The 26864-nt window shown below is 67.0% G+C and carries 19 protein-coding genes, 2 tRNA genes and 1 pseudogene; 11 read left to right on the forward strand and 11 right to left on the reverse strand.

Annotation, left to right across the window (positions count from 1 at the left end; all coding sequences use genetic code 11):
• Window positions 1-1596 carry a helicase HerA-like domain-containing protein gene (locus tag I2456_RS18520; RefSeq protein ID WP_085074758.1) on the reverse strand — a complete coding sequence of 532 codons (1596 nt, stop codon included), beginning with the start codon at window positions 1594-1596 and terminating at the stop codon, window positions 1-3.
• A gap of 101 nt (window positions 1597-1697) precedes the next feature.
• On the opposite strand from I2456_RS18520, the gene orn reads away from it, so the two are divergent.
• The 3 genes from orn to I2456_RS18535 all read left to right on the forward strand — a co-directional run bounded on the left by orn (window position 1698) and on the right by I2456_RS18535 (window position 2997).
• Entirely contained in the window at window positions 1698-2345 is a 648-nt protein-coding gene (orn, locus tag I2456_RS18525; RefSeq protein WP_085074759.1) for an oligoribonuclease, read from the forward strand.
• Window positions 2346-2394: 49 nt separating this feature from the next.
• Window positions 2395-2470, forward strand: a tRNA-His gene (locus I2456_RS18530).
• A 188-nt stretch (window positions 2471-2658) separates the two neighbouring features.
• Window positions 2659-2997 carry a hypothetical protein gene (locus I2456_RS18535; protein ID WP_068032596.1) on the forward strand — a complete coding sequence of 113 codons (339 nt, stop codon included), beginning with the start codon at window positions 2659-2661 and terminating at the stop codon, window positions 2995-2997.
• Between the two features lie 4 nt (window positions 2998-3001).
• Here I2456_RS18535 and I2456_RS18540 read toward each other — a convergent pair whose 3' ends face one another.
• The gene (locus I2456_RS18540; protein ID WP_139823232.1) at window positions 3002-3274 is read right to left on the reverse strand and encodes a hypothetical protein; all 273 of its coding nucleotides are present in this window, start codon (window positions 3272-3274) and stop codon (window positions 3002-3004) included.
• On the opposite strand from I2456_RS18540, the pseudogene I2456_RS18545 reads away from it, so the two are divergent.
• Window positions 3255-3348 (forward strand): annotated as a pseudogene (locus tag I2456_RS18545) (mannan-binding protein); the annotation flags it as partial. The gene I2456_RS18540 and the pseudogene I2456_RS18545 sit on opposite strands and share 20 nt — an antisense overlap.
• Before the next feature lie 37 nt (window positions 3349-3385).
• Here the strand turns inward: I2456_RS18545 and I2456_RS18550 are convergent.
• Window positions 3386-4585, reverse strand: a complete 1200-nt coding sequence (locus I2456_RS18550; protein ID WP_068032600.1) for a L,D-transpeptidase — start codon at window positions 4583-4585, stop codon at window positions 3386-3388.
• A 206-nt stretch (window positions 4586-4791) separates the two neighbouring features.
• On the opposite strand from I2456_RS18550, the gene I2456_RS18555 reads away from it, so the two are divergent.
• Window positions 4792-4864: transfer RNA gene (locus I2456_RS18555), tRNA-Lys, on the forward strand.
• Between the two features lie 576 nt (window positions 4865-5440).
• Window positions 5441-5893 (forward strand): hypothetical protein, encoded by a 453-nt coding sequence (locus I2456_RS18560; RefSeq protein WP_068032602.1) that lies wholly within the window; start codon window positions 5441-5443, stop codon window positions 5891-5893.
• A 178-nt stretch (window positions 5894-6071) separates the two neighbouring features.
• On the opposite strand, the gene I2456_RS18565 is transcribed toward I2456_RS18560, so the two are convergent.
• From I2456_RS18565 to I2456_RS18580, 4 genes are all read right to left on the reverse strand, one after another.
• Entirely contained in the window at window positions 6072-6899 is an 828-nt protein-coding gene (locus I2456_RS18565; protein ID WP_085074760.1) for an ABC transporter permease, read from the reverse strand.
• Window positions 6896-8068, reverse strand: a complete 1173-nt coding sequence (locus I2456_RS18570; protein ID WP_085074761.1) for an ABC transporter substrate-binding protein — start codon at window positions 8066-8068, stop codon at window positions 6896-6898. The genes I2456_RS18565 and I2456_RS18570 overlap by 4 nt, the downstream gene beginning before the upstream one ends.
• Window positions 8065-8799: an ABC transporter ATP-binding protein gene (locus tag I2456_RS18575; protein WP_068032607.1), complete on the reverse strand. Its 735-nt coding sequence runs from the start codon at window positions 8797-8799 to the stop codon at window positions 8065-8067. The genes I2456_RS18570 and I2456_RS18575 overlap by 4 nt, the downstream gene beginning before the upstream one ends.
• 473 nt (window positions 8800-9272) lie before the next feature.
• A complete protein-coding gene (locus I2456_RS18580) occupies window positions 9273-9500 on the reverse strand; it encodes a DUF3618 domain-containing protein (RefSeq protein ID WP_068032915.1) in 228 nt (75 codons plus the stop codon).
• Between the two features lie 109 nt (window positions 9501-9609).
• Between I2456_RS18580 and bcp the strand changes: the two genes are divergently transcribed.
• Together bcp and I2456_RS18590 are read left to right on the forward strand one after the other, a co-directional pair.
• A complete protein-coding gene (bcp, locus tag I2456_RS18585; protein WP_085074762.1) occupies window positions 9610-10083 on the forward strand; it encodes a thioredoxin-dependent thiol peroxidase in 474 nt (157 codons plus the stop codon).
• A gap of 2 nt (window positions 10084-10085) precedes the next feature.
• Entirely contained in the window at window positions 10086-10622 is a 537-nt protein-coding gene (locus I2456_RS18590; protein WP_085074763.1) for a DUF3060 domain-containing protein, read from the forward strand.
• A 12-nt stretch (window positions 10623-10634) separates the two neighbouring features.
• On the opposite strand, the gene I2456_RS18595 is transcribed toward I2456_RS18590, so the two are convergent.
• Window positions 10635-11969, reverse strand: coding sequence for a dipeptidase (locus tag I2456_RS18595; protein WP_085074764.1), 1335 nt, complete (start codon window positions 11967-11969; stop codon window positions 10635-10637).
• Window positions 11970-12009: 40 nt separating this feature from the next.
• Between I2456_RS18595 and macS the strand changes: the two genes are divergently transcribed.
• Both macS and I2456_RS18605 read left to right on the forward strand, forming a co-directional pair.
• A complete protein-coding gene (gene macS, locus I2456_RS18600) occupies window positions 12010-13149 on the forward strand; it encodes a MacS family sensor histidine kinase (RefSeq protein ID WP_085074765.1) in 1140 nt (379 codons plus the stop codon).
• Window positions 13146-13802, forward strand: coding sequence for a response regulator (locus tag I2456_RS18605; RefSeq protein ID WP_068032917.1), 657 nt, complete (start codon window positions 13146-13148; stop codon window positions 13800-13802). The genes macS and I2456_RS18605 overlap by 4 nt, the downstream gene beginning before the upstream one ends.
• Window positions 13803-13808: 6 nt before the next feature.
• Here the strand turns inward: I2456_RS18605 and I2456_RS18610 are convergent, their stop codons facing one another.
• A complete protein-coding gene (locus I2456_RS18610; RefSeq protein ID WP_085074766.1) occupies window positions 13809-15008 on the reverse strand; it encodes an NAD(P)/FAD-dependent oxidoreductase in 1200 nt (399 codons plus the stop codon).
• A 111-nt stretch (window positions 15009-15119) separates the two neighbouring features.
• Here I2456_RS18610 and I2456_RS18615 point away from each other — a divergent pair, with 111 nt between their 5' ends.
• Window positions 15120-16964: a DUF2339 domain-containing protein gene (locus I2456_RS18615; RefSeq protein ID WP_085074767.1), complete on the forward strand. Its 1845-nt coding sequence runs from the start codon at window positions 15120-15122 to the stop codon at window positions 16962-16964.
• 76 nt (window positions 16965-17040) lie between these two features.
• Here the strand turns inward: I2456_RS18615 and acpS are convergent, their stop codons facing one another.
• Window positions 17041-17433: a holo-ACP synthase AcpS gene (gene acpS, locus I2456_RS18620; protein ID WP_068032621.1), complete on the reverse strand. Its 393-nt coding sequence runs from the start codon at window positions 17431-17433 to the stop codon at window positions 17041-17043.
• Window positions 17434-17482: 49 nt separating this feature from the next.
• Entirely contained in the window at window positions 17483-26731 is a 9249-nt protein-coding gene (locus I2456_RS18625; RefSeq protein ID WP_085074768.1) for a type I polyketide synthase, read from the reverse strand.
• Between the last annotated feature and the right edge of the window lie 133 nt (window positions 26732-26864).

Here is a 26864-nt window from a genome sequence, read left to right on the forward strand (position 1 = left end):
TCATCTACGGCGGCGACGCCCAGTACCGAAGATGCTGCGGGTTATCTCGCGCACGCCGGTGTTGATGGCGCTTTTCACCGTCGGGTTCTTCAGCACCTGTTCCCACACCGGGGGGCCCTGCGGCTCCGCGGGCGCGGGCATGGGCGGCAGTTGCAGATCGTCACCGGGCAGTGGATCGTACTGGCCGCGCGGCATCGGCGCTTCCGGTGCCGGCGCGGGTTGGTCCGGCTCAGCCTGCGGGGCAGGCGAGTACTTCTCGTGCAGCATCTCGTAGGCCGACGGCCGGTCGATGGTCTGGCCGTATCGCGCGTGTAGCGGGCTGGCTTGGGCGGCGGCACCGATCGCCTCGGTGCCGATGGCTGCCATCAGGGACCGCGGCACCCGGATGCGGGTCCAGGCAACCGGTGTCGGCGCACCGTTTTCCGACAGCACGGTGACGACGGCCTCGCCGATGCCCAGCGACGTCAAGGCCGACTCCAGGTCGTACACATCGGTTTTCGGGTAGGTACGGACCGTTCTAGTGAGCGCCTTCTGGTCGTCGGGAGTGAACGCGCGCAGCGCATGCTGGATGCGCGCGCCCAGCTGCGACAGCACCTCCTTGGGCAGATCGGTGGGCAGCTGGGTACAGAAAAACACCCCGACGCCTTTGGATCGGATCAGCTTGACCGTCTGCTCCACTTGCTCGAGGAAGGCTTTCGAGGCATCGGTGAACAGTAGGTGCGCCTCGTCGAAGAAGAAAACCAGTTTGGGCTTGTCCACGTCACCCACCTCGGGCAGGAAGGTGAACAGGTCCGCGAGCACCCACATCAGGAAGGTGGAGAACATCACCGGGCGCAACGACTGGCTGCCGAATTCAAGCAGCGTGATGACGCCGCGGCCGGCACCGTCGACACGCATCAGATCCTGCGGGTCGAGTTCGGGCTCCCCGAAGAAGGTATCGGCGCCCTCGGCTTCGAGATTGACCAACGCCCGTAGGATGACGCCGGCGGTCGTCGGTGACACTGCCCCAAGCGATTTCAGCTCAGCCTTGCCCTCGGCGCTGAGCAGGTGACTGATGACCTCGCGCAAGTCCTTCAAGTCGAGTAACGCATACCCGTTCTGATCGGCCCAGTGGAAGATCAAGCCGAGCGTCGACTCTTGAGTGGCGTTGAGGCCCAGCACCTTTGACAGCAGGATTGGCCCGAAGCTGGAAATGGTGGCCCGCACCGGGACGCCGGCTCCGTCGGTGCCCAGCGACAAGAACTCCACGGGGTAGGCCGTCGGCTCCCAGGCATCACCCGTGTCCTTGGCACGGGCCAGAATCTTCTCGTCGCCTTGGCCCGGGCGCGCCAAACCGGACAGATCACCTTTGACGTCGGCCATTAACACCGGCACCCCGGCCGCGCTGAGCTGTTCGGCGATCAGCTGCAGTGTCTTGGTTTTGCCCGTTCCAGTGGCACCGGCGACCAGTCCGTGCCGGTTGATCGTGGCCAGCGGGATGCGGATCGGCGCGGCGGTGTCGGATTGACCGTCGATGACGACGGTGCCCAACTCCAAGGCCTGGCCTTCGACGGCATAACCCGCCGAGATTCGCTGCGCCGCCGATTCGGTGCTCATCGTGCCTTCCCCCGGTTGTGAGCCGTCCAGTAGGGCAACCCTCACCCTACTTGTCAGGGGGAAAGGCGCTCGATCCTCGCGCGGCCTTTACGCTGAGCGCTGTGCGCGATGAATTGGTGTGGATCGACTGCGAGATGACCGGGCTCAACCTGGGCTCGGACAAGCTGATCGAGATCGCTGCCCTGGTCACCGATGCCGACCTGAACATCCTGGGCGACGGCGTCGACGTGGTGATCCATGCCGAAGACGCAGCGCTATCCGACATGATCGACGTCGTCACCGAGATGCATACGCGCTCGGGGCTGATCGAGGAAGTGAAGGCGTCGACGGTAGACCTGGCAACCGCGGAGAAAATGGTGCTCGACTACATCAGTGAGCACGTCAAGCAACCCAAGACCGCGCCGCTGGCGGGCAATTCGATTGCCACCGACCGTTCGTTCATCGCCCGCGACATGCCGCAACTCGACTCGTTCCTGCACTACCGCATGATCGACGTCAGCTCCATCAAGGAGCTGTGCCGGCGCTGGTATCCGCGGATCTACTTCGGCCAGCCACCTAAGGGACTCGCGCACCGGGCGCTGGCTGACATTCGCGAGTCGATCCGCGAGTTGCAGTACTACCGGCGCACCGCGTTCGTCGCCCCGCCCGGCCCCTCTACCAGCGAAATCGCCGCGGTGGTCGAGGGTCTTGAGGAAGGCGCGGGGGTCTCGGGTGATGTCGATTCGGCCGACGAGCGTCCGAACAGTTAGTATCGACGTCGCCGCTCGTTAGCCCGCGCCGGGCCGGCTGGCGGTCGTGGTGGGTGTAGTTCAGTTGGTAGAGCGTCAGGTTGTGATCCTGAATGTCGCGGGTTCGAGTCCCGTCACTCACCCCACTCGATGAGGCCCCGTCCTCGTCGTCGTCCGCGTCGAGATTGCCGCCGCGGTAGTACTTGGCGCCGCTGCCACGGCCCGTGCGGCAATCTCAATGCAAAATCTTGTGATCGGTAGCGATCGCATCGCTGTCTAGTTGCCCAACACGCCGAACCAGGCCAGAAGGCAACACGGGAAGGACAGCACACGTATGACCACCGCTAAGATCAAGCGCGCACTCGCCGGGGCGTTGTTATCAGGCGGGGTCGCGGCCGCCGCAGTGGGACTCGGCGCAGGTGCCGCACAGGCCTATACCTATCCGATCGGTGTCTGCAACGGCATGGCGTGTAGCTACGAATGGTGCCCGGGCATGCCGCTGCCGACGGCTTTCGGCACTCCCAACTGGGACATGGGCGTCTGCCACCACTTCATGATCGGCACGATGAACGACAACTCACCGGCGTGGGTCAGCAATGGCGGCGTCAACAGGCAAGTCGCTGCCATGCTTATCGAGGGTGACCCCGGCCCCTGCCCGGGGTGCGTTAGCTAACCCGTCACTCGAACCCGACGAGCGTGATACGCGACGCTTCGTCCATCTGCACATGGAACGGCCGACTCTCGTCGGAATGCGCGGTCAGCCAGCGGTCGAGCACGAATTTTACTGTGGGCAAACTGGTATGGACCATCAGCGCGGGACGGATGTCGGTCGCCGGATCGACGCCCACGCGGGCGCCGACGTGCTCGATGAACTTGAGCTGATCGTCTTTACCGACCAGCGTTGACTTGCTCAGCAAATGAGGCGCCGCCGACCGATGGACGTCCGACAAGGTCTATTCCGGCGCCTACCGGGCCTGGGCGCTCACGCCCCGACGAATTTATTCTGTACATGCCCGACTATCCGGCGTTGAGCTCGCTGCTGCGCGTCTGATTCTGATGGGTCAGTCGTTGGCGTTACCCGCGCGCCACTGGTCCCACGGGATGTTCCAGTCCCCCAGACCCTCGGTGCCGGGCAGCGTGCCGCCCACGGTGTTCATTATCTCGACGATGTCGCCGCGCTTGATGTGGTCGTAGAACCACTGCGCATTGCTTGGGCTCACGTTCAGACAACCGTGGCTGGTGTTGGTGTGCCCCTGCGCGCCCACCGACCAGGGCGCGGAGTGCACGAAGACTCCGCTGTAGGAGATCTGCGTCGCCCAATCTACGTCGGTGCGGTAGCCGTTGGGTGAGTTGACCGGCACCCCGTACGTCGACGAGTCCATGATGATGTGCTTGAACCGCGCGCCCACCGTGTAGATGCCGTTGGCCGTCGGGGTGCTGTCCTTGCCCATCGATGTGGGCATCGTCTTGACGACTTCACCGTTGACCCGCACGGTCAGGATCTTGGTGGTGTCGTCGGCTGTGGCGATCACCTCGTCGCCGATGGTGAAGTGGGTCTTGACGTTGTCCTCACCGAACATGCCGTCGCCCAGGTCGACGCCGTAGGTGTTGACCGCGACGTCGATGTTGGTTCCCGGCTTCCAGAAATGCTCGGGGCGCCAACGGACTTCGCGGTTGTTCAGCCAGTAGAACGCGCCTTCGACGGGCGGGTTGGTGGTGATTTTGACGGCCTTCTCGGCGGCCAGGCGGTTGGCGATGTTCTCGTCGAACCGGATCGCCACCGGTTGACCGACCCCGACGACCTCACCGTCACCGGGCACCACATAAGGCATCGTCAAGTGCGCGGGCGAGCTGGTCTGGAAGGTCATCTGGCGAGTCGCCGCACCACCGAGTCCGAGCGCCTTCGCGTTCAGGGTGTAGCGGCGGTTGTAGCCGAGTTGTTCGGTGGTCTGCCAACGCAGGCCGTCGGGGCTGAGTTGGCCGCCGATTGACCGGCCGTTGTCGTTGACCATGGTGACCGAGGCAAGGACGCCGTCGGCGACCGTCACCGTCACCGGTGCATCCACAGTGACACCGACGGCGCCGTCGGCCACCGAGGCCGTCAGCTTGGGAACCAGCAGGTCCGCGAAGGGCGTGCCCTTGTCAGAGATGACCTTCGCCGGCGCTGCGGTGCCGCCTCCACTGCTGCAGGCGACAGCGAACAGAGCTACCGGGATGATGACCGCAGCCAGCCACGATCGACGTCTGAGCAAAGGCGCCATCAAGTGACCTTTCACATAATTCGCGTATCTCGGTCACCACTGACCCTGGATTGTTTCCAGCATTGTAGTGCGTGTCCGGGACAGCTTGTGGCATTCTCGGCCGGTTGGTCCGGCTGGCTGAGGCAAGTCGGCCGGGCCCGAACGTAGGAATTCGCTCTGCGGCAGGAAGCCTGTTATTGTCGCCTACGCGGTCTTGGCCGTCCAAGGCGCCGTTAGCTCAGTTGGTAGAGCAGCTGACTCTTAATCAGCGGGTCCGGGGTTCGAAACCCTGACGGCGCACTTTCAAAGCACATTTGTGCCCGCGCAGGCGGGCCGCCTTCGCGCTACGGTTCACCCTATCCCCTGGTAGTCCCGCACTCGCGTCCCGAAGTAGGGGAGCTGGTGGGCGCCAGGAACCTCATCCCGGCCATCAGGAGTCGGGCGATGCGACGCCATCATCGGCGCCATCAACCAAGACGGCTCCATTCCGCGCGGCACCATCCGTGGTTGGCTGCCCGAAACCATCGCCGATTGGAACGCGGCGCGGCCCGGCCGCGGACACCGCAGCGATCTCGCAAGCTCGACGTAACAATCACGCGAAAGGTGCCCCGGCAGCCGCCATCATGACTTGAGAGTCCAAGCAGGACAGGCCGGCCCGCGCTACCTAGTACTGTCCCGTTCACGGAAACACCGCGCGTGGACCGAAACCCCTTACAGCAGACGAATTCTGATTCGTCTTTGCCTTGCTCGCCACGTACCACCCGGTCGCCGGGAATCGGCTGGCGGATCATGTTCTAGGCTTTGCGAGATATGGGTGATCCGGACCAGGAACGAGTCGGCAGATGGTCACGCCGGAATCGTTGGCGTTGGGTTTTGATGGGTTTCACGGTGATCCTTCTCGCGGCGTCCATCACCTTCTGGGCGTTACACGACGGTCACGGCTCCACTCCGCAAGGTGATTGCGCTGTCATAGAACAGCTTGGGCATGAGTGGGCCGCGATGAAGAAATCCATCACTGCGCTGTCCAACGGAGCCGGTGAGACGAAAGATCTTATTGCTATTGCTGATCAGGAATCCGCGATGAGTTCGAAGATCCGCGCCGCGGAATCGTCGGTGTCCGCTCAGACGCTGAAAGAACAGCTCATCCGTTGGGCCGACGGCGCAGCGTTGTCGGCCCAGGTGCAACGTGCTGCCGCCACTTCGTCGTCTGGCCAGAATGGGCAGACCTCTACGAACAGTACGGACGCCGATGCGGTACGTGCCGGGACGATGACGTACTCCGCGACGGCGGCACTGCATCAAGCCTGCCCCAACCTCCCCGTTTCGTGACGAGCGGCGACGGCGTTGATGTTGCTTACGGTTGTGTTGATGTTCTCAAGGCCGCGTTACTGGTGTTTGTCGGTGCGCGAACGCGATCGTCGTCCGCGTTTGAGGCAGTCGAGGGCGAGCGGTCAGTTCACCTTTGGCGGCGGTGTTCCTACTTGGGGAATCAACCTCCCCCGACCATCTATCCCGCGCGTGAGCCTCTCAGCGCTCGCCGCGCAGCAAGGTCCAAGACATAGCCGATGACGCCGATGACGACGATGACCGCGACAACCTGACCATAGGCCAACTGGTCGCGGGCGTTGAGGATCTGGTAGCCCAAACCCGAACGCACACCGAGCATCTCGGCGGGCACCAGCACCACCCAGGCGATACCCAGCGCGACCCGCAGACCCGTTTGCAGGTGACCCCGAATCGCCGGCAGCACAATGACGGTGAGCTGCTCGATGCGGCTGGCGCCGAACGACCGGGCCACCTGCAGGTAGCCGGGGTCTACCGCGTGCACGCCTGCGGCGGTGTTGATCAGGATCGGCCACACCGACGCCGCGGCGATCAGGAAGATGACCGGCTCGTTGCCAATCCCGAATAATGCCACCGATATCGGCGCCCACGACAGCGGCGAGATCATCCGCAGGAACTGGACAACGGGGCGGGTGGCGCGGTCGGCGACGTCGTTCGTCCCGATGAGGAGCCCCGCGGGGATGCCGATGACGGCACCGACGAGTAAGCCAATCAGCAACCGCCACAGGCTGACTCCGGTGTCGGGCAGCAGCACACCCCGGTTGTACAGGTCGGCCAACGCTTTGACCACCTGCACCGGTGTGGTTTCCCGCAACAACGACTGCGCGGGAGCCAGCACCGCGGTGCCCAACCACCACAACCCCAGTGCCGCCGCGATGGCCAGCGTGGGTGGCCACCAGCGTTGCACGAGTGACCATCTGGCGGCCGTCGGTGCCCCCGGCTGCCCGGGCGCTGGCAATCCGGTCGTGGCGCTGGTCTGTTCAAGAGTCATCGCGGTTGTACCTGTTCGGTGCGAGTGAGGTCGGACGGAATGCCGAAGGTTTGCGGGCCACCGTGGGCGGTCAAGGCGCTGCGCACGAAGCTGTCGACCACCAACTCCGAGTGCACGGCGGCGGGGTCCAGCCGGTCCAGGAAGTTGCGGTCGCCGTCGACGACGGTGTCATGCATCGCCTCCACCAGTCGTTGGGTGAAGCTCGGGAACGGGAAGGGTTGATACCCGAGTCGCTGTGGTTGCCAATCGGGATGCAGGAATCGGTAGTCCTGAGGTCGGTAGGTGAGCGCGGTCTTGATCGCCGGCAGCGGTTGCGGCAGGTAGGACCCTTTCGACAGGGTCGCGGCGGCCACCGGCCGGTCGGTGTTGATGCGTTGCTGGGCGCCGACGATCGAATTGACCAGCGAGGCGGCGGCTTCCGGGCGGTGCTCGATGAGGTCGTCGTGGGCCAACACCACGCAGCAGGCGTGGTCGCGCCACACATCACCCAGGAAGGTGTGGATGCGCCCGATCTTGCGCACCTGAGCCATGGCGTTGAACGGGTCGGCCACCACGTATCCGCTGATCGACCGGTTCGCCAACGCCGGCACCATGTCTGACGGGCTCATGACGATCAGTTCGACGGTGCGGGCGCTACGCGAGGCGCTGCGGCGCACCACCGGCACCAGATCGTGGGCGCGTAGCAGTTGCTGAAGGATGATGTTGTGGATCGACCACCAGAACGGGATGGCCACCTGCGTTCCGGCCAGCTGCCCGAGATCGGTGATGTTCGGCGCAACCGTCAGTGCCGACCCGTTGGTGTGATTCCAGCTCAGCACCCGCACCGGGCTCTTGAGCAGAAAGCGCAGCTGGATGGCCGTCGGCATCAGCATGTGCACCGCGTCGACCTGTCGGGTGACGAAGGCTTCGGCCAGCGATGCCCAGCTGCGGAACAGCACGGGCTTGGCCGGACTGACCACGCCGCGCTGGTAGAGGCCGTCGGCGTGGGCGATGAGCAGCGGCGCGGCGTCGGTGATCGGTAGATAGCCGACCCGCAGTTGGCCGCTGGTGTTGGTGCGGTCGACGCTGGCCGCACGCGCCAGGTCGGCGACCCCGGCCAAACCGCCGGCGGCGGCGACGGCGACCGTACCGGCGAGCAAGGACCGCCGGCTGACCAGACCACCGGTCATTGTTCGACCAGGCGATATTGGTCGAGGATCTGCTGGCGGAGTTCCTCGTTGCCGCTGCGGACTTCGGCGGTGAGCGCCGGTTGCCATTCGCGCCGGATCCGCCCGTCGGGACCGAGCAGCACGACGCGGCTGGCCAGCAACAACGCCTCGTCGACGTCGTGGGTGACCAGGACGACCGTGATACCCAGTTCCGCCGCCAGATTCGCCAGCCAAGACTGCAGATCAGCGCGAATGGCGGGGTCCAGGGCACTGAACGGCTCATCCAAAAGCAGCAGCCGGGGGCGGGTGGCAACGGCACGGATGATCGCGACGCGTTGGGCCTGCCCACCGGAGAGCTGGTCGGGATAGCGATCGGCGACGCGTTCGAGATCGAAATGGCGCAGCAGTTCTTCGGCGTACTCGCGCTGAAACGACTTCTTGTGTGCGGCGAAACGCCCGGCGAGCATGACGTTTTCCCCGGCGGTCAACCACGGCATGAGCAGCGCCTGTTGGAAGACGACGCCGGTGTGTGGCCGGGCCACCCCGTTGCCGCTGGACCATTCCACGGTCCCCGACGTCAACTTCTCCAGGCCGGCGATCACCCGCAGCAGGGTTGATTTGCCGCTACCGCTGCGGCCCAGGATCGCCAGGAAGTCGCCCTCCTCGACAGTCAGGGTGATATCGCTCAAGGCGTGGCTATCGCCGTCGAAACTCTTGTAGCCACCGACGATCTGTACGGTGCCGGCTCCCACGTGAGCAGTCCTTTCGAGGGTCACTGGACGGGCAGCCCGAGGAATCCTCAAAGGCGCCGCGCATCCCAGACGGTTGAGGCAACGCTGCCATTGCACCGGCGCGTCTGTCGAACGCGCCGATTGGTCCGCTGCGGCGATCCCGGAACCGGCGGCGCCGCATGCGCGAGCGTCCCGTGCGCACCGTTGCGATCGCCCCAACCGGGTGAATGGATGCTAGCTTGCGACGAACTGACTTGCAGTGCAGGAAGTTTTGCTGCCGGTCGCCGGAGAGGCGACTGAGCAAGTGGGGGCGCTACTGCAGCGACGGCGGCGTGGGCCCTCGCGGCCGGAACAGAATCGGATCGGGCTGATCGGAAGGTTGCACCCGGTGTGCGGTCAGGGCTTCGAGTGTGCGGCTAGGGCGCAGTTTTGGCGATTTTCCCGCCGTAGGTGCACGGCCGAAGCCGCTGATGCACTCTCGACGGCCGCCCGGCTCAGCGGTTTCTGACCCGGTGGACGACCACCACGACGACGAGTGCTCCCACCCCGGCCAGAGACACCGTCACGGCGGGCTTCTTGACGAATTCGATCAGTCGGGCCTTGACGTCGTCGGCCAGACGACGGGGGTTGGCGCGCACAGCCAGCGAATCAACGGTCGCGGCCAGCTGGTCGCGGGCGACGTCGATCTCCTTCTTGATGGTCTCGGGATCGCGGTCCGCCACGTGTCTACCCTCCAAGTCGCCCACACACTGGGTGCTCATTCACCTACCCGCACTACCCTAAATCAGCCGGTGCAAGGCCTAACGCTCCGGTGAACAGAAAGGACGCACCTTGACCGAGACCACACGGTTGTCCCCCGGGGACAAAGCTCCTGCCTTCAGCCTCCTCGACGCCGACGGCAACAAGGTGTCGCTGGCCGACTACCAGGGGCGCCGCGTCATCGTGTACTTCTACCCCGCGGCGTCAACCCCCGGATGCACCAAGCAGGCCTGCGATTTCCGCGACAACCTGCACGAACTCAACGACGCGGGCCTCGACGTCGTCGGCATCTCTCCCGACAAGCCGGAGAAACTGGCCAAGTTCCGCGACGCCGAAGGCCTGACCTTCCCGCTGTTGTCCGACCCTGACCGCAAAGTGCTCACGGCCTACGGCGCCTACGGCGAGAAGAAGATGTACGGCAAGACGGTGCAGGGCGTGATCCGCTCGACGTTCGTCGTCGACGAGAAGGGCAAGATCGCCGCCGCGCAGTACAACGTCAAGGCCACCGGGCATGTCGCGAAGCTGCGCCGGGACCTATCGGTCTAGCCGTGACCGGTAAGGCGGGCGATTCGGCGATGGATCCCGACGATCCTGAGCAGTACATCCGCAACCTCGAACAGCGGGCCGGCCAGCCCCTCGGACCCTCGTCCCAGCCGCCGAACCCCGACAACGACTCACTGGTGCGGTGGTTGCGAGGCGCCGCCGGTTATCTGAACACACCCTCGAGACGGCGGGTAATGGTCTTCGCCGCCGCGGCCGTGGTCGCCATCGCGTTGTTCGTGGCGTACTCGCACCACAACACCACCGTGCACGGCAACCTCGTGATGATCAATAGCGGCGCCAAGGACACCATCGACTGCAACGACGGCAGCGTCAAGCTCGACGGCGACAACAACACCTACACCATCACCGGTCGCTGCCGCAGGCTCGAGGTCTTCGGTAGCGCCAATCACGTCACCGTCGACAGCGCGGACAGCATCGACATCTTCGGCGACGACAACGAGGTGACGTACCACTCCGGCTATCCGAGGATCAACAAGACCGGAAACAACGACACCGTCTTTCAGCGCCCGAACAGCCGCTGACGCGCGCGGGCGTCAGGCCAGACTCGCCAGCAGCAGCGCCTCGGCGATCGCGGCACGCTCCAAAACACCCAGGTGCAAGCTCTCGTTGATGCTGTGTGCCTGGGTGTTCGGGTCCTCCACCCCCGTGACCAGAATTTTGGCCTGCGGGAATGCGGCGGCGAACTCGGCGATGAAGGGAATCGATCCGCCCATGCCCATATCGATCGGCGCTACGCCCCATGCTTCGCGGAAGGCCTCCCGGGCGGCGTCATAGACAGCCCCGCTCGCCTCGACGGCGTAGGGCTGACCGAGTTCACCGCGGGTGATGGTCACTTCCGCACCCCACGGCACGTGCCTTCGCAAGTGATCTTCCAGCGCAGCCAGATGCGCGGCAGCGTCGCCGCCGGGAGCCACGCGCATGCTGATCTTGGCGCGCGCCCGCGGAATCAACGTATTCGACGACGCCGCAACCGAAGTCGTGTCGATACCGATCACGGTGATGGCCGGTTTGGCCCACAACCGCTGCGGCACCGAACCGGATCCAATCTCGGACACGCCGTCGAGCAGGCCGGAATCGGCGCGTACCCGTTCGGGCGGGTATTCGGGAAAGTTGAGGTTGGCGATGTCGGTCTCGTGTAGGCCGGCCACGGCCACATTGCCGTCGTCGTCGTGCAAGCTGGCCAGCAACCGCACCAGGACGCTGAGCGCGTCGGGAACGACGCCGCCCCACAAGCCGGAGTGCAGACCGTGGTCCAGCGTGGCCACCTCGACCACGCAGTCGGCCAATCCGCGCAGCGACACCGTCAAGGCCGGAACGTCGCTACTCCAGTTGTCGGAGTCGGCGATGACGATCACGTCGGCGGCCAGCGCGTCGCGGTGCGCCGCAAGCAACCGGCCCAGGGTTGGTGACCCGGATTCTTCCTCGCCTTCGACGAACACCGTCACCCCCACCGGCGGTCGGCCGCCATGGGCGCGAAACGCCGCCAGATGCGTTGCGATGCCGGCCTTGTCGTCGGCGGTCCCCCGCCCGTAGAGCCGTCCGTTGCGTTCGGTCGGCTCGAACGGCTCCGATTGCCACTGACCGCGATCACCCTCGGGCTGGACGTCGTGGTGGGCGTACAACAGCACGGTGGGGCCCCCCGGCGGCGCGGGGTGATGGGCGATGACCGCCGGAGCGCCACCTTCGCTGACTATCCGTACGTCATCAAAACCGGCCTGGGACAACAGCTCTGCCACCGACCGGGCGCTGCGCTGCACCTCCGCGCGTCGAGCCGGGTCGGCCCATACCGATTCGATGCGCACCAGGTCCTCGAGGTCGCGCCGCACCGACGGCAGCACCTCACGTACCCGCTCAACCAGTTCCGTCATGGCTTCGAGGCTAACGAACGGGTGCCCTTAAGCTGGCCGTGTGCCGAGCGACGGTCCTGATCCGACGACACCGCTGTGGCGGGCCGCGCAGCTGTTTCGGCTGCTCAGCTGTCTGTACGCGCTCGGCTTTCACATCGCCATCAGCTCCGATTTGCACCGGCCCGGTCTCGGTTGGGCGCTGTTCGCCGTGTTGATCGGGTGGAGCGCGGCCTGCGCCGTCGCCTACCTGCGGGGCTTCGGGCGGCGACCGGGGTGGGTGATCGCCGAAGTGATCGTCGTGGTGCTGCTGATGGCGTCCACCAACGTCGTCGCCTCGGGGCCGTGGGCGCTGAACAACCAGACCTGGCCGACCACGTTGTGGGCCAGCAACGCCACCATCTCCGCTGCGCTGCAGTTCGGCCCGACCGGTGGCATGTTGACCGGCATCGTGGTCACCGCCACCCATGAAGCCGTCCGCGGCTACGTCAACGTCAACCTCGGGCGCAACGCCACCATCATCGTCGAGTTGGCGGTCGGACTGGCGATTGGGCTGGCGGCCCGCACCGCACGACGCGCCCACAGCGAATTGCAGCGGGCGGCCCAACTATCGGCCGCCGTCGAACAGCGCGAGCGCCTCTCCCGGCAAGTGCACGACGGCGTCATCCAGGTACTGGCCCTCGTCGCCAAGCGCGGCTATGAAATCGGCGGCGACACAGCGGAATTGGCGAGGCTGGCCGGTGAACAGGAACGCGCCTTGCGCAGCTGGCTCACCTCCACCGACATGGAGGTCGACGACGACGCCGCCACCACATTGGACCTGCGCACCTTGCTGCGCCGCCGGGAAACTGATCGGGTGTCCATGAGCCTGCCGGGGACCCCGGTGCTGTTGCCCCGCGCGGTGGCCGCCGAACTGGACGCTGCGGTCGGCAATGCCCTGGACAACGTACGGTTGCACGCCGGACCGGACGCCCGCGCGTTCGTGTTGCTGGAAGACCTCGGCGAATCGGTCGCGGTGAGCGTCCGCGACGACGGTGTCGGTATCGCCGCCGGGCGGCTGGACGAAGCCGCTAGCCAAGGACGCCTGGGCGTTTCCCAGTCCATTGTGGGACGGTTGACATCGCTGGGCGGTAGCGCCGAGGTGCACAGCGACGTCGGCGAGGGAACCGAATGGGAACTGCGGGTGCCGCGGAGGACAACATGACGCAGGACGCCGCACCGACGGTGATGGTGGTCGACGACCATCCGATTTGGCGCGACGCGGTGGCCCGCGACCTGGCCGATGACGGGTTCGAAGTGGTGGCCACCGCCGAGGGCGTGGCCGCGGCGCGCCGCCGGGCGGCCGTGGTCAAGCCCGACGTCGTGGTGATGGACATGCGACTCGCCGACGGCGACGGGGTGGCGGCCACCAGGGAAGTGCTCGACGTGTCGCCGTCCTCCCGAGTGCTGGTGTTGTCGGCTTCCGACGAACGCGACGACGTCCTCGAGGCCGTCAAAGCCGGCGCGACCGGCTACCTGGTCAAGAGCGCATCGAAGTCCGAACTGGCCGACGCCGTGCGAGCCACCGCGGCAGGCCGCGCGGTCTTCACCCCGAGTCTGGCCGGGCTGGTGCTCGGTGAGTATCGGCGCATCGCCCAGACCCCCAACGCGGGGCCGGCGACACCGAGTCTGACCGAACGAGAGACCGAAGTGTTGCGGTACGTGGCAAAAGGCTTGTCCGCCAAGCAAATTGCCGACAAGCTTTCGCTGAGCCACCGGACGGTGGAAAACCACGTGCAAGCGACGTTTCGGAAGCTGCAAGTCGCCAATCGGGTGGAGTTGACCCGCTACGCCATCGAACACGGGCTCGACCAATGAGCCGGCTCAGACCCTGCCGTTGAGGATCAGGTTCCAGTACATCGCGGGCAGGGCGAAGCGGTCGAACGCCCACGCGCTGCGCCGCGGTTTGAGGGGGTCCACAAAGGACGGCAGGGAGGACGTCACCGCGCCCGAGCGGTCGAACTCCCCGGCGATCAGGCGGTGCGCGTCAGTCGCTATCGGCGCCACCGTGTAGCCGTCGTAATCGGTGAACTCCCCTGCGCTGCGGGCGGCCAGCAGATTGTCCACCAGGATGGCCACCTGTCGTCGCAGCGCCCCGCCGGACGGGTCGGTGTCGACGGCGGCACCGTCACCGATCGCCCACACGTCGGCGTGGGTGCGGTGGCGAAATGTCTTGGGGTCGATGTCGACCAGCCCGTGTGCCTGGTCACCGGTGAGGCCGGACTCGGCGATCCATCCGGGTCCTCGAAACGGCGGCACCAGGTGGAGCATGTCGTACGTCAAGTCTGCCGGGGCGCCGCCGGTCACGGTGATGCGGCGCTGGGCGGCATCCACGGCACTGACCGCGGCGCCCTGCAGCACTGCGACGTTGAGATCGGTCAGCATGCGGCCCAGTCGCTCGTCCAGGTCTGGTACACCCAGGAAACCTGCCCGGTCGACGACGAGGGTCATACTCACGTCACGTTGGTTGCGCTTCCAGTAGGCGGCGGCCAGGAACAGCGGTTTGACCGTGGTGCCTGTGCAGCTGACCGGGGGGCGCGGCACGGTGAACACGGCGTGTTGGCCGCTGCGCATCGATTGGACGAGTTGCCAGGTCTTTTCGGCGCGGTCGAGGTAGTTGCTCGCCACCGCTGGACTGTCGGCTGCGGCGTCGACGTCGGGCAGCGCGTCGTCGTCCGGAACCAGGCCGGCGCAGACGACGAGGTCGCGGTAGCGGTAGGTCGCGCCGGAGGCGCAGCGCACGGTGTGCTGCGCCGCGTCGACGGCGACCGCGGAATCCCGCAGCCAACGGCACTTCCGTGGGGTCACCGACCGCTGGGTACGCTCGGCACTGCGCATCGATGCCTGACCGCCGCCGACGTACGAGAGCAGCGGTCGGTAGGTGTGCACCTCCTGCGGTTCGATGACGGCGACGTTGGTGATTCCGCGCTTGATCAGGCGCGCGGCCGTGCTGATTCCGGCGTTGCCGCCACCGATCACGAGCACATCGAACAGCCCGTCGGTGCGCGGGGTTGCTGCGGACATCCTCAGAGCGTTACCCGGAAGACGCGGTCGTCAATCTGGGGCGGCAGCATCCGCGGCCGATTGGGTAGTCCTACTCATCCATTTTCCGGCGTTGCTCGGCAAGGTGGCACCATGACCGAATCGCACCGTGCTGTCATCAGTCGACTTTCCGAAGAATTCGAGGCGTTGTCGCGTCAAATGTCGCGCGTGTCGGGCGAACTCACTCAGCTTGACCGCCTGTTTTCACAACAGCAGCCGGCCCCGCCTGCCGCCGCTCCCGCGCCCAGCCCGCCACCGCCACCGCCACCGCCACCGTACTTCGAGCAACACTGGCCTTACTGGACACCGCCGGCCGCCTATGCACCGCCGCGGTTCCCCGCTCCCGTCGAGCGACCCGCTCCCCCACCGGTCCAGCCGCCACCATCGACGCCGCGCGCTGCCCCGACGAACGACACCCCGTCCGGCTGGATCGGCAAACTGCTCGCCGTCGCCGGGGTGGCCGTGACGCTCATCGGCGTGGTGTTGCTGCTCGTCTTGGCCGCGCAGGCCGGACTGCTTCGTCCCGAGATCCGGGTAACCGGCGGCGTCGTGCTGTCCACGGCACTGATCGGCATGGCCGCCCGGTTGCGCCGGCGACCGGGTGGACGCATCGGCGCAATTGCCATGGCCGCCACGGGGATTGCCGCGGCGTATCTCGACGTCCTTGCCTTGACCACCATTTACCACTGGGTGTCGGCACCCGTGGGGCTCATACTCGCCGCGATAGTCGGCGGCGCCGGGCTGACGCTGGCCAGGCGGTGGGACTCTCAGGAGTTGGGGCTGCTGGTGCTGGTACCGCTGATCGCGTTGGCGCCAGTCGTCACCAAGGGCGTCGACCTGTTGTTGGTCTCCTTCATGCTGGCGCTGTCGGCCGCTGCTCTGCCGGTTCAGCTGGGCAAGGACTGGATCTGGATGCATGCCGCGCGGATCGCGGCGACGACGCTGCCGATGCTAGCGGCTCTGGTGGCGCTCAGCCGCCACGACAACCCATGGCTGGTGGGCGGAGCATGTGGAGTTGCCGCCGTCCTGGCCATCGTCAGCGGTCTGATCCTGTTGCCTTCCACCGAGAATGCCGCGGCGCTGGCGTTACTGACTGCGATCGGCACGGTACCGGTCTTGGCAGCCGGAATCTCGGTCGATCGGGCATTGTCCGCGGTCCTCGCGGCGGCGCTGGCCGCCGGCATGCTGGCCGTCGTCCTGGTCGGGGACCTGCCGCGAATCGTCGTTCAGGTCTGGTCCGGGCTGTCGGCGATCTCGGCGCTGATTGCCGTCACGGTTGCTTTCGACGGCCACGTCGCGGGCCCGGTGTTGTTGGCTCTGGCCGTCATCATTGCCATCGTCGGCCAGCGTTCCAGCGAATCGCGCTGGGCAGCAGCAGGATTGGGCGTTGTAGGTGTTGGCTTCTGCTACGGCTACACCCCGCCCACAGCCCTCATGGCGGCGACCGTGTTGCCCACGCCAGTGGCGGTATCGACCCTGGCCTCCAGCGTGCTCGTCATCGCGTTCGCGATTCTGATGGCACGTGCCTGGCTCGGCGCGGGCCATCGCAGCCCCGACGCGGTCAAGACCGTCGGCGCGGTGGCGGGCGCGCTGGTGATCTACGCCGTCACGGCCTTCACCGTGACCGCCGGTGTACTTGTCGGCGGCACCAGCGGCGGCTTCTTGGCCGGCCATATGGCGGCGACGATCTGCTGGATCGCGATGGCGGCCGCGCTATTCCGCTACGCGCAGCGCCCGACCAGGCGGGTCAACCGCACGGCGCCGATCACCGCCGGGTTGGCGCTGACCGGGGCCGCCACGGCCAAGCTGTTCTTGTTCGACCTGGCGACGCTGGACGGGATATTCCGCGTGGCGGTGTTCATCGTGGTTGGGCTGGTGCTGTTGAGCATGGGCGCCGGCTACGCCCGCAGCCTCGCCCAGCAGAGCCCCGCCAAGTAACCCGCGAGCAGACGCAGAATCGCACCAAAACGTGCCGTGCCGTGCGATTCTGCGTCTGCTCGCGGATATGGGTGACCTAGGTGCTTTCGAGGATCGCGACCGCGGCCGCGGTGTCGCCTTCGTGGGTGAGCGACACGTGGATCGTCACGTTCGCCAAATGCTCAGCGACGGCCCCGCTCAACCGAACTCGGGGCCGGCCCCACATGTCGGTGACCACCTCGATGTCGCGGTGGATGTCCTCAGGCAGCACCGGCCGCTGCGCGAACCGCGACCCCGACCACGCCTTGATCACCGCTTCCTTGGCGGCCCACCGGGCCGCCAGATGCCGCGCCGCCGACGAGCTCTTGTCCGAGGCGTCGCGGCGTTCACCGGGGGTGAACGTCTCGGCGAACACGGTGCCGGGTTGGTCTACCTGCTCCGCGAAATCAGGTATGGAGACAACATCGATCCCCACGCCGACGATGCCCATGGCTGGCCAGGCTAGCTGACGACCGAGCCGGGCGGGCAATCCGGCGACATCATCGGACCGAGACGTCGTAGACGTCGCCGTCGCCGAGACGCGCGTTCGGATTGAGCAGCATGGCTGCCTCCTGCCGCTTCTCCGACGCGTCGTGGTCGAAGCGACGGTCCGGTGGCCGCTGGTACATCGGCGGTCCGCCGGCGATGGCCTTGACCAACCGGCGCTGACCGGCCAGCAAGCGCGCCTCGGCCCGACGCTGGTAGTCCTCGCGCTGGCCGGCGTCCAGTGAGGCGATGAACGCCTGCGGGTGCACCAGCGCCACGAGCCCGGACACGTGACCGAATCCCAGGCTGGTCACCAACCCGGCCTTGAGCGGGAACTTGTCGCCGAGCCGCAACGTGTCCCGGACCCACACGAAGTGGGCCGACCCGGCGAGCTCGTCGTCGACGCAATCCAAGCTGCGGTTGGGCGGGATGACACCGTCGCGCAGCATCTGGCACAGGCCCATCATCTGGAAGACCGCCGCGCCGCCCTTGGCGTGCCCGGTGAGGCTCTTCTGCGACACGATGAACAACGGCGCGCCCTGGGAGCGGCCCATCGAGTCGGCCAGCCGCTCGTGCAGCTCGGTCTCGTTGGGATCGTTGGCCAGCGTGGAGGTGTCGTGCTTGGAGATCACCGCGACGTCGTCGGGGGTGACGCCCACCTTGGCCAGCGCGCGCGCCAGCGGAGAATCCTTGCCGCCGCGGCCCGCGCCCAATGCGCCGAGTCCGGGCGCCGGGATGGAGGTGTGCACACCGTCGGCGAAGGACTGCGCGTAGGCCACCACCGCGAGCACCGGCAACCCCATCTTGAGCGCCAGGTCACCGCGGGCCAGCAGGATGGTCCCGCCGCCCTGTGCTTCGACGAAGCCCAGGCGCCGGCGGTCGTTGGGGCGGGAGAACTTCGAGTCGTGAATACCCCGGCCGCGCATCATGCCGGTGTCGGCGGTGGCGGCCATGTCACCGAAGCCGATGATGGCCTCGAGCGTCAGGTCGTCCAGCCCGCCGGTCACCACCAATTCGGCCTTGCCCAGCCGGATCTTGTCCACGCCCTCCTCGACCGATACCGCCGCGGTGGCGCAAGCCGCCACCGGGTGGATCATCGAGCCGTAACTACCGACGTAGGACTGAATAACATGCGCGGCAACAACATTCGGCAGCACTTCCTGCAAGATGTCGTTCGGCTTGTTCCGGCCCAGCAAGTTGCCGTGGTACATGGTCTGCATCGAGGTCATGCCACCCATACCGGTGCCCTGAGTGCTGGCGACCAAACTGGGGTGCACGTAGCGCATGACTTCAGCTGGGCTGAACCCGGCCGTCAGGAACGCGTCGACGGTCGCGACGATGTTCCACAGCGCCACCCGGTCGATCGAGTTGGCCATGTCCGGGCTGATGCCCCACACCGTGGGGTCGAACCCGGTGGGAATCTGGGCGCCGACGACGCGCGACAGCTTGGTCTTGCGCGGAACCCGAATCTCGGTGCCCGCCTTGCGGATCACCTGCCAGTCGGTCGACTCGGGCAGCGGCCGCACGACGGTGTGCTCGGGGTCGAACTCGGCGAACGCGCGGGCGTCGGCCTCCGACGAGACCACGAAGCTGAAGTCCTTGTCCAAGAAGACCGACACCAGCAACGGTGAGGCGTGGTCGGGGTCGATCGCGCCGTCGTCGACGAATTCCCGGATGCCGGTGCGTTCCAGGACGGCGTCGTGGTAGCGGTCCACCAGTTCGGCCTCGTCGACCAGGTCACCGGATTGCGTGTCGTACCAACCCGGTTGGGGGTCGTCCTCCCAGCGGATCAGCCCGGTGGTCCAGGCCAACTCCAACACGCCGGCCGCCGAGAGTTCGTTCTCGACCTCCATCTCGAAGCGGGTGCGCGACGAGCCGTACGGGCCGATCTCGGCGCCGCCCACGATCACCACCAGATCGGCCGGGTCGACGTCGAGGTCATCCCAGTGCGGAGGCGGCGCGGGGTTGAATCCCCTTGGCGGAGAGGGTAATGCGGCGATGGTCCCGGCGGCCGGGGCGTCGTCGTCGCCCGCGGGCGCTTCGGCCGACATCTCCTCGCGCGCCTTGGCGGCCAATTCCGCCATGTCCAGTTTCGCGTCGCCCAGCCCGCCGGTCAGGTCCGCCTTGATCGGCGCACTGGCCGCGGCCACCTTCGACTCCACATCGCACAGCCCCAACAGCATGGCGGCCATCTCGTCGGTGGAGTAGGTGGTGACGCCTGCCTCCTCGACCGCGGAGACGATGGCGTCGTTGTGACCCATCAGGCCGGTGCCGCGGGTCCAGCCGATCAGCGCGTGCGCCAGGCTCACCCGCGCCGCCCACGCCGACTCCGCGTGCCAGCGACTCACCAGGGCGTCCAGCGCCGACTTGGCTTCACCGTAAGCGCCGTCACCGCCGAACATTCCGCGGTTGGGCGAACCGGGCAGCACCACATGCAGCCGCGACGCGATATCGCGCTCTGCGCCGATCTTCGACAGACCGCCGATGAGCCGTTGTACCGCCCACAGCAGGACTTTCATCTCCATCTCGGAGCGAGACCCGGCTTCGGACAGGTCGCCGGCGACGCGGGGCGCCGCGAACGGGAACAGCAACGTGGGGGTTTGCGCGTCCTTGATGTGGATGGATTGCGGCCCGAGGCTTTCGGACTGCTCGTTGCCGACCCATTCGACCAGGGCGTCGATGTCGGAGTAGGAGGCCATGTTGGCCGCCACCACCCACAGCGCGGCACCGTAACGGGCGTTGTCGCGGTAAAGGTTGCGGTAGAACGCAAGTCGTTCCTCGTCGAGCCTGGACGTGGTGGCGATGACGGTGGCCCCGCCGTCGAGCAACCGGGCGACCACTGCTGCGGCGATCGACCCCTTCGAAGCGCCGGTCACGACGGCCACTTCGCTGCGGTAGGGACCCGGATCCGGGTTCTCGGCGCCCGCGGCGATCCGGCCGTACAGCGACGCGTGGATCTGGCGGCCGGAGGCCAGCGACTTGCCCTGCCACCAGGTGGCCTGAGTGGCCACCACGTGGCCCGCGCCCTCGAACCGTTGCGAGAGCCGCACCCAGTCGGCGTCGATGTCACCTTCGTCGGCCAACCACAGCTTCGCCAGGTCTTCTCGCGCGCTGGCCCAGCGGTCGTCGAAGACGACAGCCTTCTTTCCGTCGAACACCGGGGCCACCAAACGCGGCCAGTCCGAACCCAATTCGGCGCTGACCAGATCGATGAGCTCGGCGTCGGTAGCCGCCTGCGGCGCGGTCACCGTGTCGTCGAAGCCCAACTGGCCCAGCACCAGACGCGCCGCCGAGGCGAGCACACCGTCGCGACCGGTGATCTGGTCGGTGAATTCGCTCAGTGCGGCGGCGTCAACCGTCGCACCGCCACCACCGGCGGCCGACGGCAATGCCACCGAGATTCCGTGCCGTGCCGCGACCGCGGCGACGGCCGCGTCGATCACCTTGTCGACCGTCGCAGCGTCGGCCAGTGCACCCTCGTGCAGGTGGCCCATGGCACCGCCGCGAACGCTGGTGCCCTCGCGGGTGCCCAGCGCAACTTCCACCGTGACGTGTTTGGCCCAGCCGTCACCGAGTTCCCACGTCTTCTTGACCCGTTCGGCGATGGCGCCGGGTCGCTTACCGGAGGGCCCGAAGACGGTCCGCAGCTGATCGTTGATGGCGTCGGAAAGCACTGGGCCAAAAGGCTTGTACGTGCGGGCCAGCTTCGTCACCTGAGAACGCAGCCCGGCCAGGTCGGCCTCGGCGGCACCGTCGATCGCGCCCAGGTTCAGCTCAGAGCCCAGGTCGACCAGTAACTGGTTGCGTCGCGACGACGCACCATCAGTGATGGACTCGATCGAGTCCAGCGACTCAATCTGGTCGATGCGCATCTTGGCCGAGATGGCGATCAACGCCAGGGTGGCGTCGGCGGCGTCGAACGAGATGTCCTCCGGTCTCGGAGCCCCTGACGGGGCTGCGGCGGGAGCCGGGGCGACGGCTGTCGCGGCGTCGGGGCTGGCGCCGCCGGTCGACGCGGCAGCGTCGGACGCCACGGGCTCGGAGTCCACGTCCGGCTCTGGCTCCGGGTCGGTGTCGTTGGCGAACAGAACCGCGGCGTCCCGCTCGGCGTTGAGCACTTCCACTGTGCTGTAGGCGTATTCGGGTAACTTGAGGGTGTTGGTGGCCAGGCCCGAAACGGTCGGCGAGGACTTGACGCCGATCTCGACGAACCGCTCCACACCCAGACCGCCTGCCGCCTCTTCGGTGAACAGCAGGTCCTGGGTTTCGATCCAGCGGACCGGGCTGGCGAATTGCCACGCCAGCAGCTCGATCAGCACGATGCGCGCCATCTCGGTGCGACGCTCGGTGAGCCAGGTGTCGTAGTCGGCGAGGATCTCGTCGAGCGGCTCGGCGGGCACCAGGTCCCGGATCTCCTGAATGAAATCGCGGTCCAGGGTGAACGGGCGCGGCACCAGGTTGGGGATGTAGCGGCCGATGATCACGTCGGGGTTCTTGTCCCGCGGCATCACCCGGTCCAGCGAGCGCCGGAACTCCGCCACGCCGACCCGCAGCACACGGGAGTGGAACGGCACGTCGATGCCGGGCACGAGGATGAAGGACCGACGGCCACCGGAAAGCTCACGGCGCCTCTCCACCTCGGCTTCCAGCGCTTCCAGGCCGCGCACGGTTCCGGCGATCGCGTACTGCGAGCCGCGCAGGTTGAAGTTCACGATCTCCAGGAATTCACCTGTGCGCTCGGCAATTTCAGCGACGAACGCGGGCACCTCGTCGTCGGGTAGGTCGATCTGCGAGGGCCGAATAGCCGCCAGTCGGTAGTTGGAGCGGCCCAGCTCGTCGCGCGGCACAATGTCGTGCATCTTGGACCCACGGTGAAACACCGTCTCCAGCAACGCTTCCAGCTCGTAGATTCCGGTCACGCAGGCCAGGGCGGTGTACTCGCCGACCGAGTGGCCGCAGGCGATCGCACCCTCGACGAACGCACCTTGCTCACGCATTTCGGCGACTTGGGCCGCGGCCACGGTCGCCATGGCGACCTGGGTGAACTGCGTCAGGTACAGCACACCGTCGGGGTGGTGGTAGTGCACGCCGCTGGCGATGATGCTGGTCGGGTTGTCGCGGACGACGTTGAGCACCGAGAAGCCCAAGGTGTCGCGAGTGAACTTGTCCGCCTTGTCCCACACGTTGCGCGCGGCTTTGGACCGGGCTCGAACCTCCATGCCCATGCCCTTGTGCTGGATGCCTTGACCGGGGAACGCGTAGACGGTCTTCGGCGCGGCCAGCCGGGCCGTGGCCGACATCACCAGGTCCGAACCGATGCGGGCGGCCACCTCCAAAACCTCTGCGCCCTGGTCGATCCCGACGCGATCGACGCGGAAGTCGACCTCGTCACCGGGGCGCACCATGCCCAGGAAGCGTGCGGTCCAGCCGATCAGCCGGGCCGGCGGCCGGGCTTGGCCGTCGGTGGCGGTGACCGCGTGCTGGCCGGCGGCCGATAGCCACATGCCGTGCACAATCGGCGATTCCAGGCCGGCCAGCAGGGCGGCGGCCCGATCGGTGTGGATGGGGTTGTGGTCACCGGAGACCACCGCGAACGGGCGCATGTCCACCGGGGCGGTGATCGTGACGTCGCGACGGCGGCGTCGCGGGGTGTCGGTCGCGTTCTGCGACACCGCACCACCGGCGCGGGCCGGGTCGGTCAATTCGGCGGTCCCGGTGCGCCCGAGAATGGCGAAGCGCTCCTCGAGGGTGGCAAACACCGCACCGTCGGCGGAGTCGCTCAAGGTGACCGAGACCGGCACCACGCGCCCCATGTCGGTGTCGACGGCGCGGGCAGCCGTTGCGCTGACGGTCAATTGGGCCGCGGTTCGCGGCAACTGGCCGACCAGTCGGGCGGCGTGGTCCAGGTGCACCAGGCTCAGCAGGCCCTCCACGACGGGCTCGCCGGAGTCGGTGACCGCTGAACCGATCGCGGCGAAGACTGCGGGCCAGCACAACCCGACAAGCGCGTCGGGCACGGTGGTGAGGCTGGGCGCCAGGGGTTCACCGAACGTGGCGGTGACGCCGGTGTGGTCGGCGACCAGTTCCGGATCCCACTCGACCGCTGCCGTCGCGGTTCCGTCCTGCACCGGCGGCAGCGCCTCGGGACCGTCGACACCGGCGGCGATCGCCAGCACCGAACGCATCGCCGCGGCGGCGTCCTGCGTGGAGACCACCGGTGTACCACCGTCGATGGTGTTGGCGGGCAACATGAATCGGATGTCGATCCAAGTTCCCGACAGCGGCACGCTCAGCACGACGTTCTCGCCGTCGAGCTGCAGGCGCGCACCGGTGGATGAGTGTGTGGCGCGACGGTTGTCGGGTCCGTCGTGCACCAGCCAGTCGGTCGGGTCGGCGATGCGGTGCACGGGGTTGGTCACGGTGCGCCCGGCCCACAACACATCTGGTGCGTCGAGTACCAGGGCCAGCGGTCCGGTGATGTCGGGGCGGCCCACCCGTCGCGACGTGACGTGTTTGGGTTCGGCTCCGCTGCGCAGTACTTCGTCGATGGCGGCCTGCTCGAAGCGGTCCAGCAATTCGCCGACGGGCTCGTCCATCCGGGTGATACCGGCGACGGCGCCGGTACCGGGAATGATGCACACCTGATCGGCGTCGTAGCGGGCGTCGTGCGCCTGCCACAGCGAGTCGCTGCGCCACCAGCGGCGCACGTCCTTGTCGATGACCGGGACGAAATTGACCGGCTTGCCCAGGGTCTTGCACAGCGTCACGAAGAACGGTACGTCGGCCGGATGCAGTTGCACCGTGTCGGCGTCGGGGTAGTGCGCAAGCAGGGTGGCAATGGCGTCGTCGGGGCGCTCCAACAGCTGCGGGTCGTCGAACAACGTGTCGATGCGCCCGAAATCCTGTGGGTGCAAACGGGCTTCGGCTCGCTTGAGCATCTGCTCGAAGCGGTCGCGCCAGGTCTCGGCCAGCCAGGGGCTGTCGGGTGAGGCGGTGTCTGCCGTCGAGTCCCCGGCACCGATGGCCAGTTCGACGTAGCGCTGCAGCCATTGCAGGTACGTCATCTCGGCGACGTCACCGAAGTAGGGCTTGGCGGTCTTGGCCATCGCGGCGATGATCTCGTCGCGGCGCTCGGCGACCGCGTCGGCGTCACCGGCGACTTCGTCGAGCAGTCGGCCGCATCGCGACGCCGAGTTGTCGATCTCATGGATGTCGGCGCCGAGCTGGCTGCGGCTGGATGCCATGCCGCCCTGAGCTTTTCCGGCGCTGATCCACCCGTCGGTACCTTGGGTCTCCACCAGCATCTGCTTGACCGACGGCGAGGTGGTCGACTCTTTGGTCGCCATGGCCGCGGTGCCGACCAGGATCCCGTCGATGGGCATCAGGGGGAAGCCGTAGGCCTGCGCCCATCGCCCGGACAAGTACTCCGCGGCGCGCTCGGGAGTGCCGATGCCGCCGCCGACGCACACGGTGATGTTCGGGCGCCGACGAATTTCGGAATAGGTGGCCAGCAGCAGGTCGTCGAGGTCCTCCCAGGAGTGGTGGCCGCCGGCGCGTCCACCTTCGACGTGCATGATCACCGGCTTGGTGGACACTTCTGTGGCGATGCGGATGACCGAGCGGATCTGCTCGACGGTGCCGGGCTTGAACACCACGTGACTGATGCCGACGTCGTTGAGCTCGTGAATCAGCTCGACAGCCTCTTCGAGATCCGGGATGCCGGCGCTCACCACCAGCCCGTCGATGGCCGCACCGGACTGGCGGGCCTTCTGCACCAGCCGCTTACCGCCCACTTGCAGCTTCCACAGGTAGGGATCGAGAAACAGCGCGTTGAACTGATAGGTGCGTCCCGGCTCGAGCAGCTGCGACAGCTCCTCGACCCGGCCAGCAAAGATCTCCTCGGTGACCTGCCCACCGCCGGCCAGCTCTGCCCAGTGCCCGGCGTTGGCGGCAGCGGCGACGATCTTGGCGTCGACGGTGGTCGGGGTCATGCCCGCCAACAGGATCGGCGAGCGTCCGGTCAGCTGGGTGAACTTGGTCGACAGCTTGATCCGGCCGTCTGGCAGGCAGATGACGCTGGGTGCGTAGGTGGACCAGGCCCGGTCCACCTCGGGGGTGGCGCCGACGGTGAAGAGGTTGCGCTGACCGCCGCGGGTGGCAGCGGGCACGATGCCGATGCCCAGGCCGCGCACGACCGGCGCGGTCAACCGGGTCAGGATGTCGCCGGGACCGAGGTCGAGGATCCAGCGTGCGCCGGCCTCGTGTACGCGGGTGATCTCGTCCACCCAGTCGACCTTGTCGACCAGGATCGCGTTGGCCAGGTCGCGTGCCGCCGCCACGTTGAGGCCGACCTTTTCCGCCCAGCGTCCGACGATGTCGATGCCGTCGGCCAGTCGCGGCGTGTGGAAGCCGACCTCGACTTGCACCGGTTCGAAGGACGGCGAGAAGACGTCACCGCCGCGGACCTTGTTTTTGCGGTCGGCTTCTTCCTTCTCCGAGATCTGCCGGCAGTACAGCTCGAAGCGAGACAGTTGTTCCGGTGTCCCGGTGATCACCACCGAACGCCGGCCGTTGCGGATGGACAGGACCGGTGGCAGCACGGTGCGGACGTCTTGGGAGAACTCGTCGAGCAGCTGGCTGATACGGCCGGGGTCGGCGTTGGTCACCGACACCATCGGCGGTCGGTCGCCCAGGACGGAGATGCCGCGGCGCCGGGCCACCAACGTTCCGGCCGCACCGATCAGCTGGGCGATGGCCAGCAGCTCGACGTCGCGGGCGCCGGCGGCTTTGAGCGCCTCGACGGCGAGCACCCCTTGGGAATGCCCGGCGACGGCGACCGGCGGTGAGGCGGAGAGGTCCATGCCTTGGCGCGCCAGCGCCCGCCCGGCCGCGATCTGGGTGAGCAGGACGCCGGGGATCGAGACCGCGGCCGACGTCAGGTGTTTGTCCGACGCAATGGGGTCTTCTGCCGCGAGCGCGCGCACCCAGCGCAGCGGCTCGAAGCCGATGGGACGCACCACCACGAGCTCTTTCGCGATCGGTTCGAGCAGCAGTTCCACCTCGCCGACCAGCGTCGCCAACTCCGATTCGATACCCGCCCCGGAGACCAGCTCTTCAAGGGTCTCGAGCCAGGCGCTGCCTTGGCCGCCGAACGCGACAGCGTAGGGCTCACCGGACGTCAGACGATCAACCAGAGCATGAGCGCCGTGCGGACCTCCACCGTTGCGGTCAGCGGACACCCGGTCGTGCTCGTAGATCGTCACCGTATATCTCCCTGTGCGTCTTCAATGCGTCTGTGCGTATCGGTTCGTTCAGCCAATCTCGCGCCCCGCGGCCGGAGCGTCTCGGCTCGCCAGGCGGGAGCCAGTCGATTCCGCGTCGAATCGCAGCCGAAAA

Source organism: Mycobacterium kubicae, from assembly GCF_015689175.1.
GTDB classification, from domain to species: domain Bacteria; phylum Actinomycetota; class Actinomycetes; order Mycobacteriales; family Mycobacteriaceae; genus Mycobacterium; species Mycobacterium kubicae.

Excerpts from the sequence above, each read along its gene's own strand:
- I2456_RS18605 (WP_068032917.1), top strand. The coding sequence starts at position 13,146 with ATGACGCAGGACGCCGCACCGACGGTGATGGTGGTCGACGACCATCCG.
- I2456_RS18595 (WP_085074764.1), bottom strand. The coding sequence starts at position 11,969 with ATGACGGAACTGGTTGAGCGGGTACGTGAGGTGCTGCCGTCGGTGCGG.
- I2456_RS18560 (WP_068032602.1), top strand. The coding sequence starts at position 5,441 with ATGGGTTTCACGGTGATCCTTCTCGCGGCGTCCATCACCTTCTGGGCG.
- I2456_RS18610 (WP_085074766.1), bottom strand. The coding sequence starts at position 15,008 with ATGTCCGCAGCAACCCCGCGCACCGACGGGCTGTTCGATGTGCTCGTG.
- acpS (WP_068032621.1), bottom strand. The coding sequence starts at position 17,433 with ATGGGCATCGTCGGCGTGGGGATCGATGTTGTCTCCATACCTGATTTC.
- I2456_RS18520 (WP_085074758.1), bottom strand. The coding sequence starts at position 1,596 with ATGAGCACCGAATCGGCGGCGCAGCGAATCTCGGCGGGTTATGCCGTC.
- I2456_RS18535 (WP_068032596.1), top strand. The coding sequence starts at position 2,659 with ATGACCACCGCTAAGATCAAGCGCGCACTCGCCGGGGCGTTGTTATCA.
- I2456_RS18550 (WP_068032600.1), bottom strand. The coding sequence starts at position 4,585 with ATGGCGCCTTTGCTCAGACGTCGATCGTGGCTGGCTGCGGTCATCATC.
- I2456_RS18615 (WP_085074767.1), top strand. The coding sequence starts at position 15,120 with ATGACCGAATCGCACCGTGCTGTCATCAGTCGACTTTCCGAAGAATTC.
- I2456_RS18565 (WP_085074760.1), bottom strand. The coding sequence starts at position 6,899 with ATGACTCTTGAACAGACCAGCGCCACGACCGGATTGCCAGCGCCCGGG.
- I2456_RS18570 (WP_085074761.1), bottom strand. The coding sequence starts at position 8,068 with ATGACCGGTGGTCTGGTCAGCCGGCGGTCCTTGCTCGCCGGTACGGTC.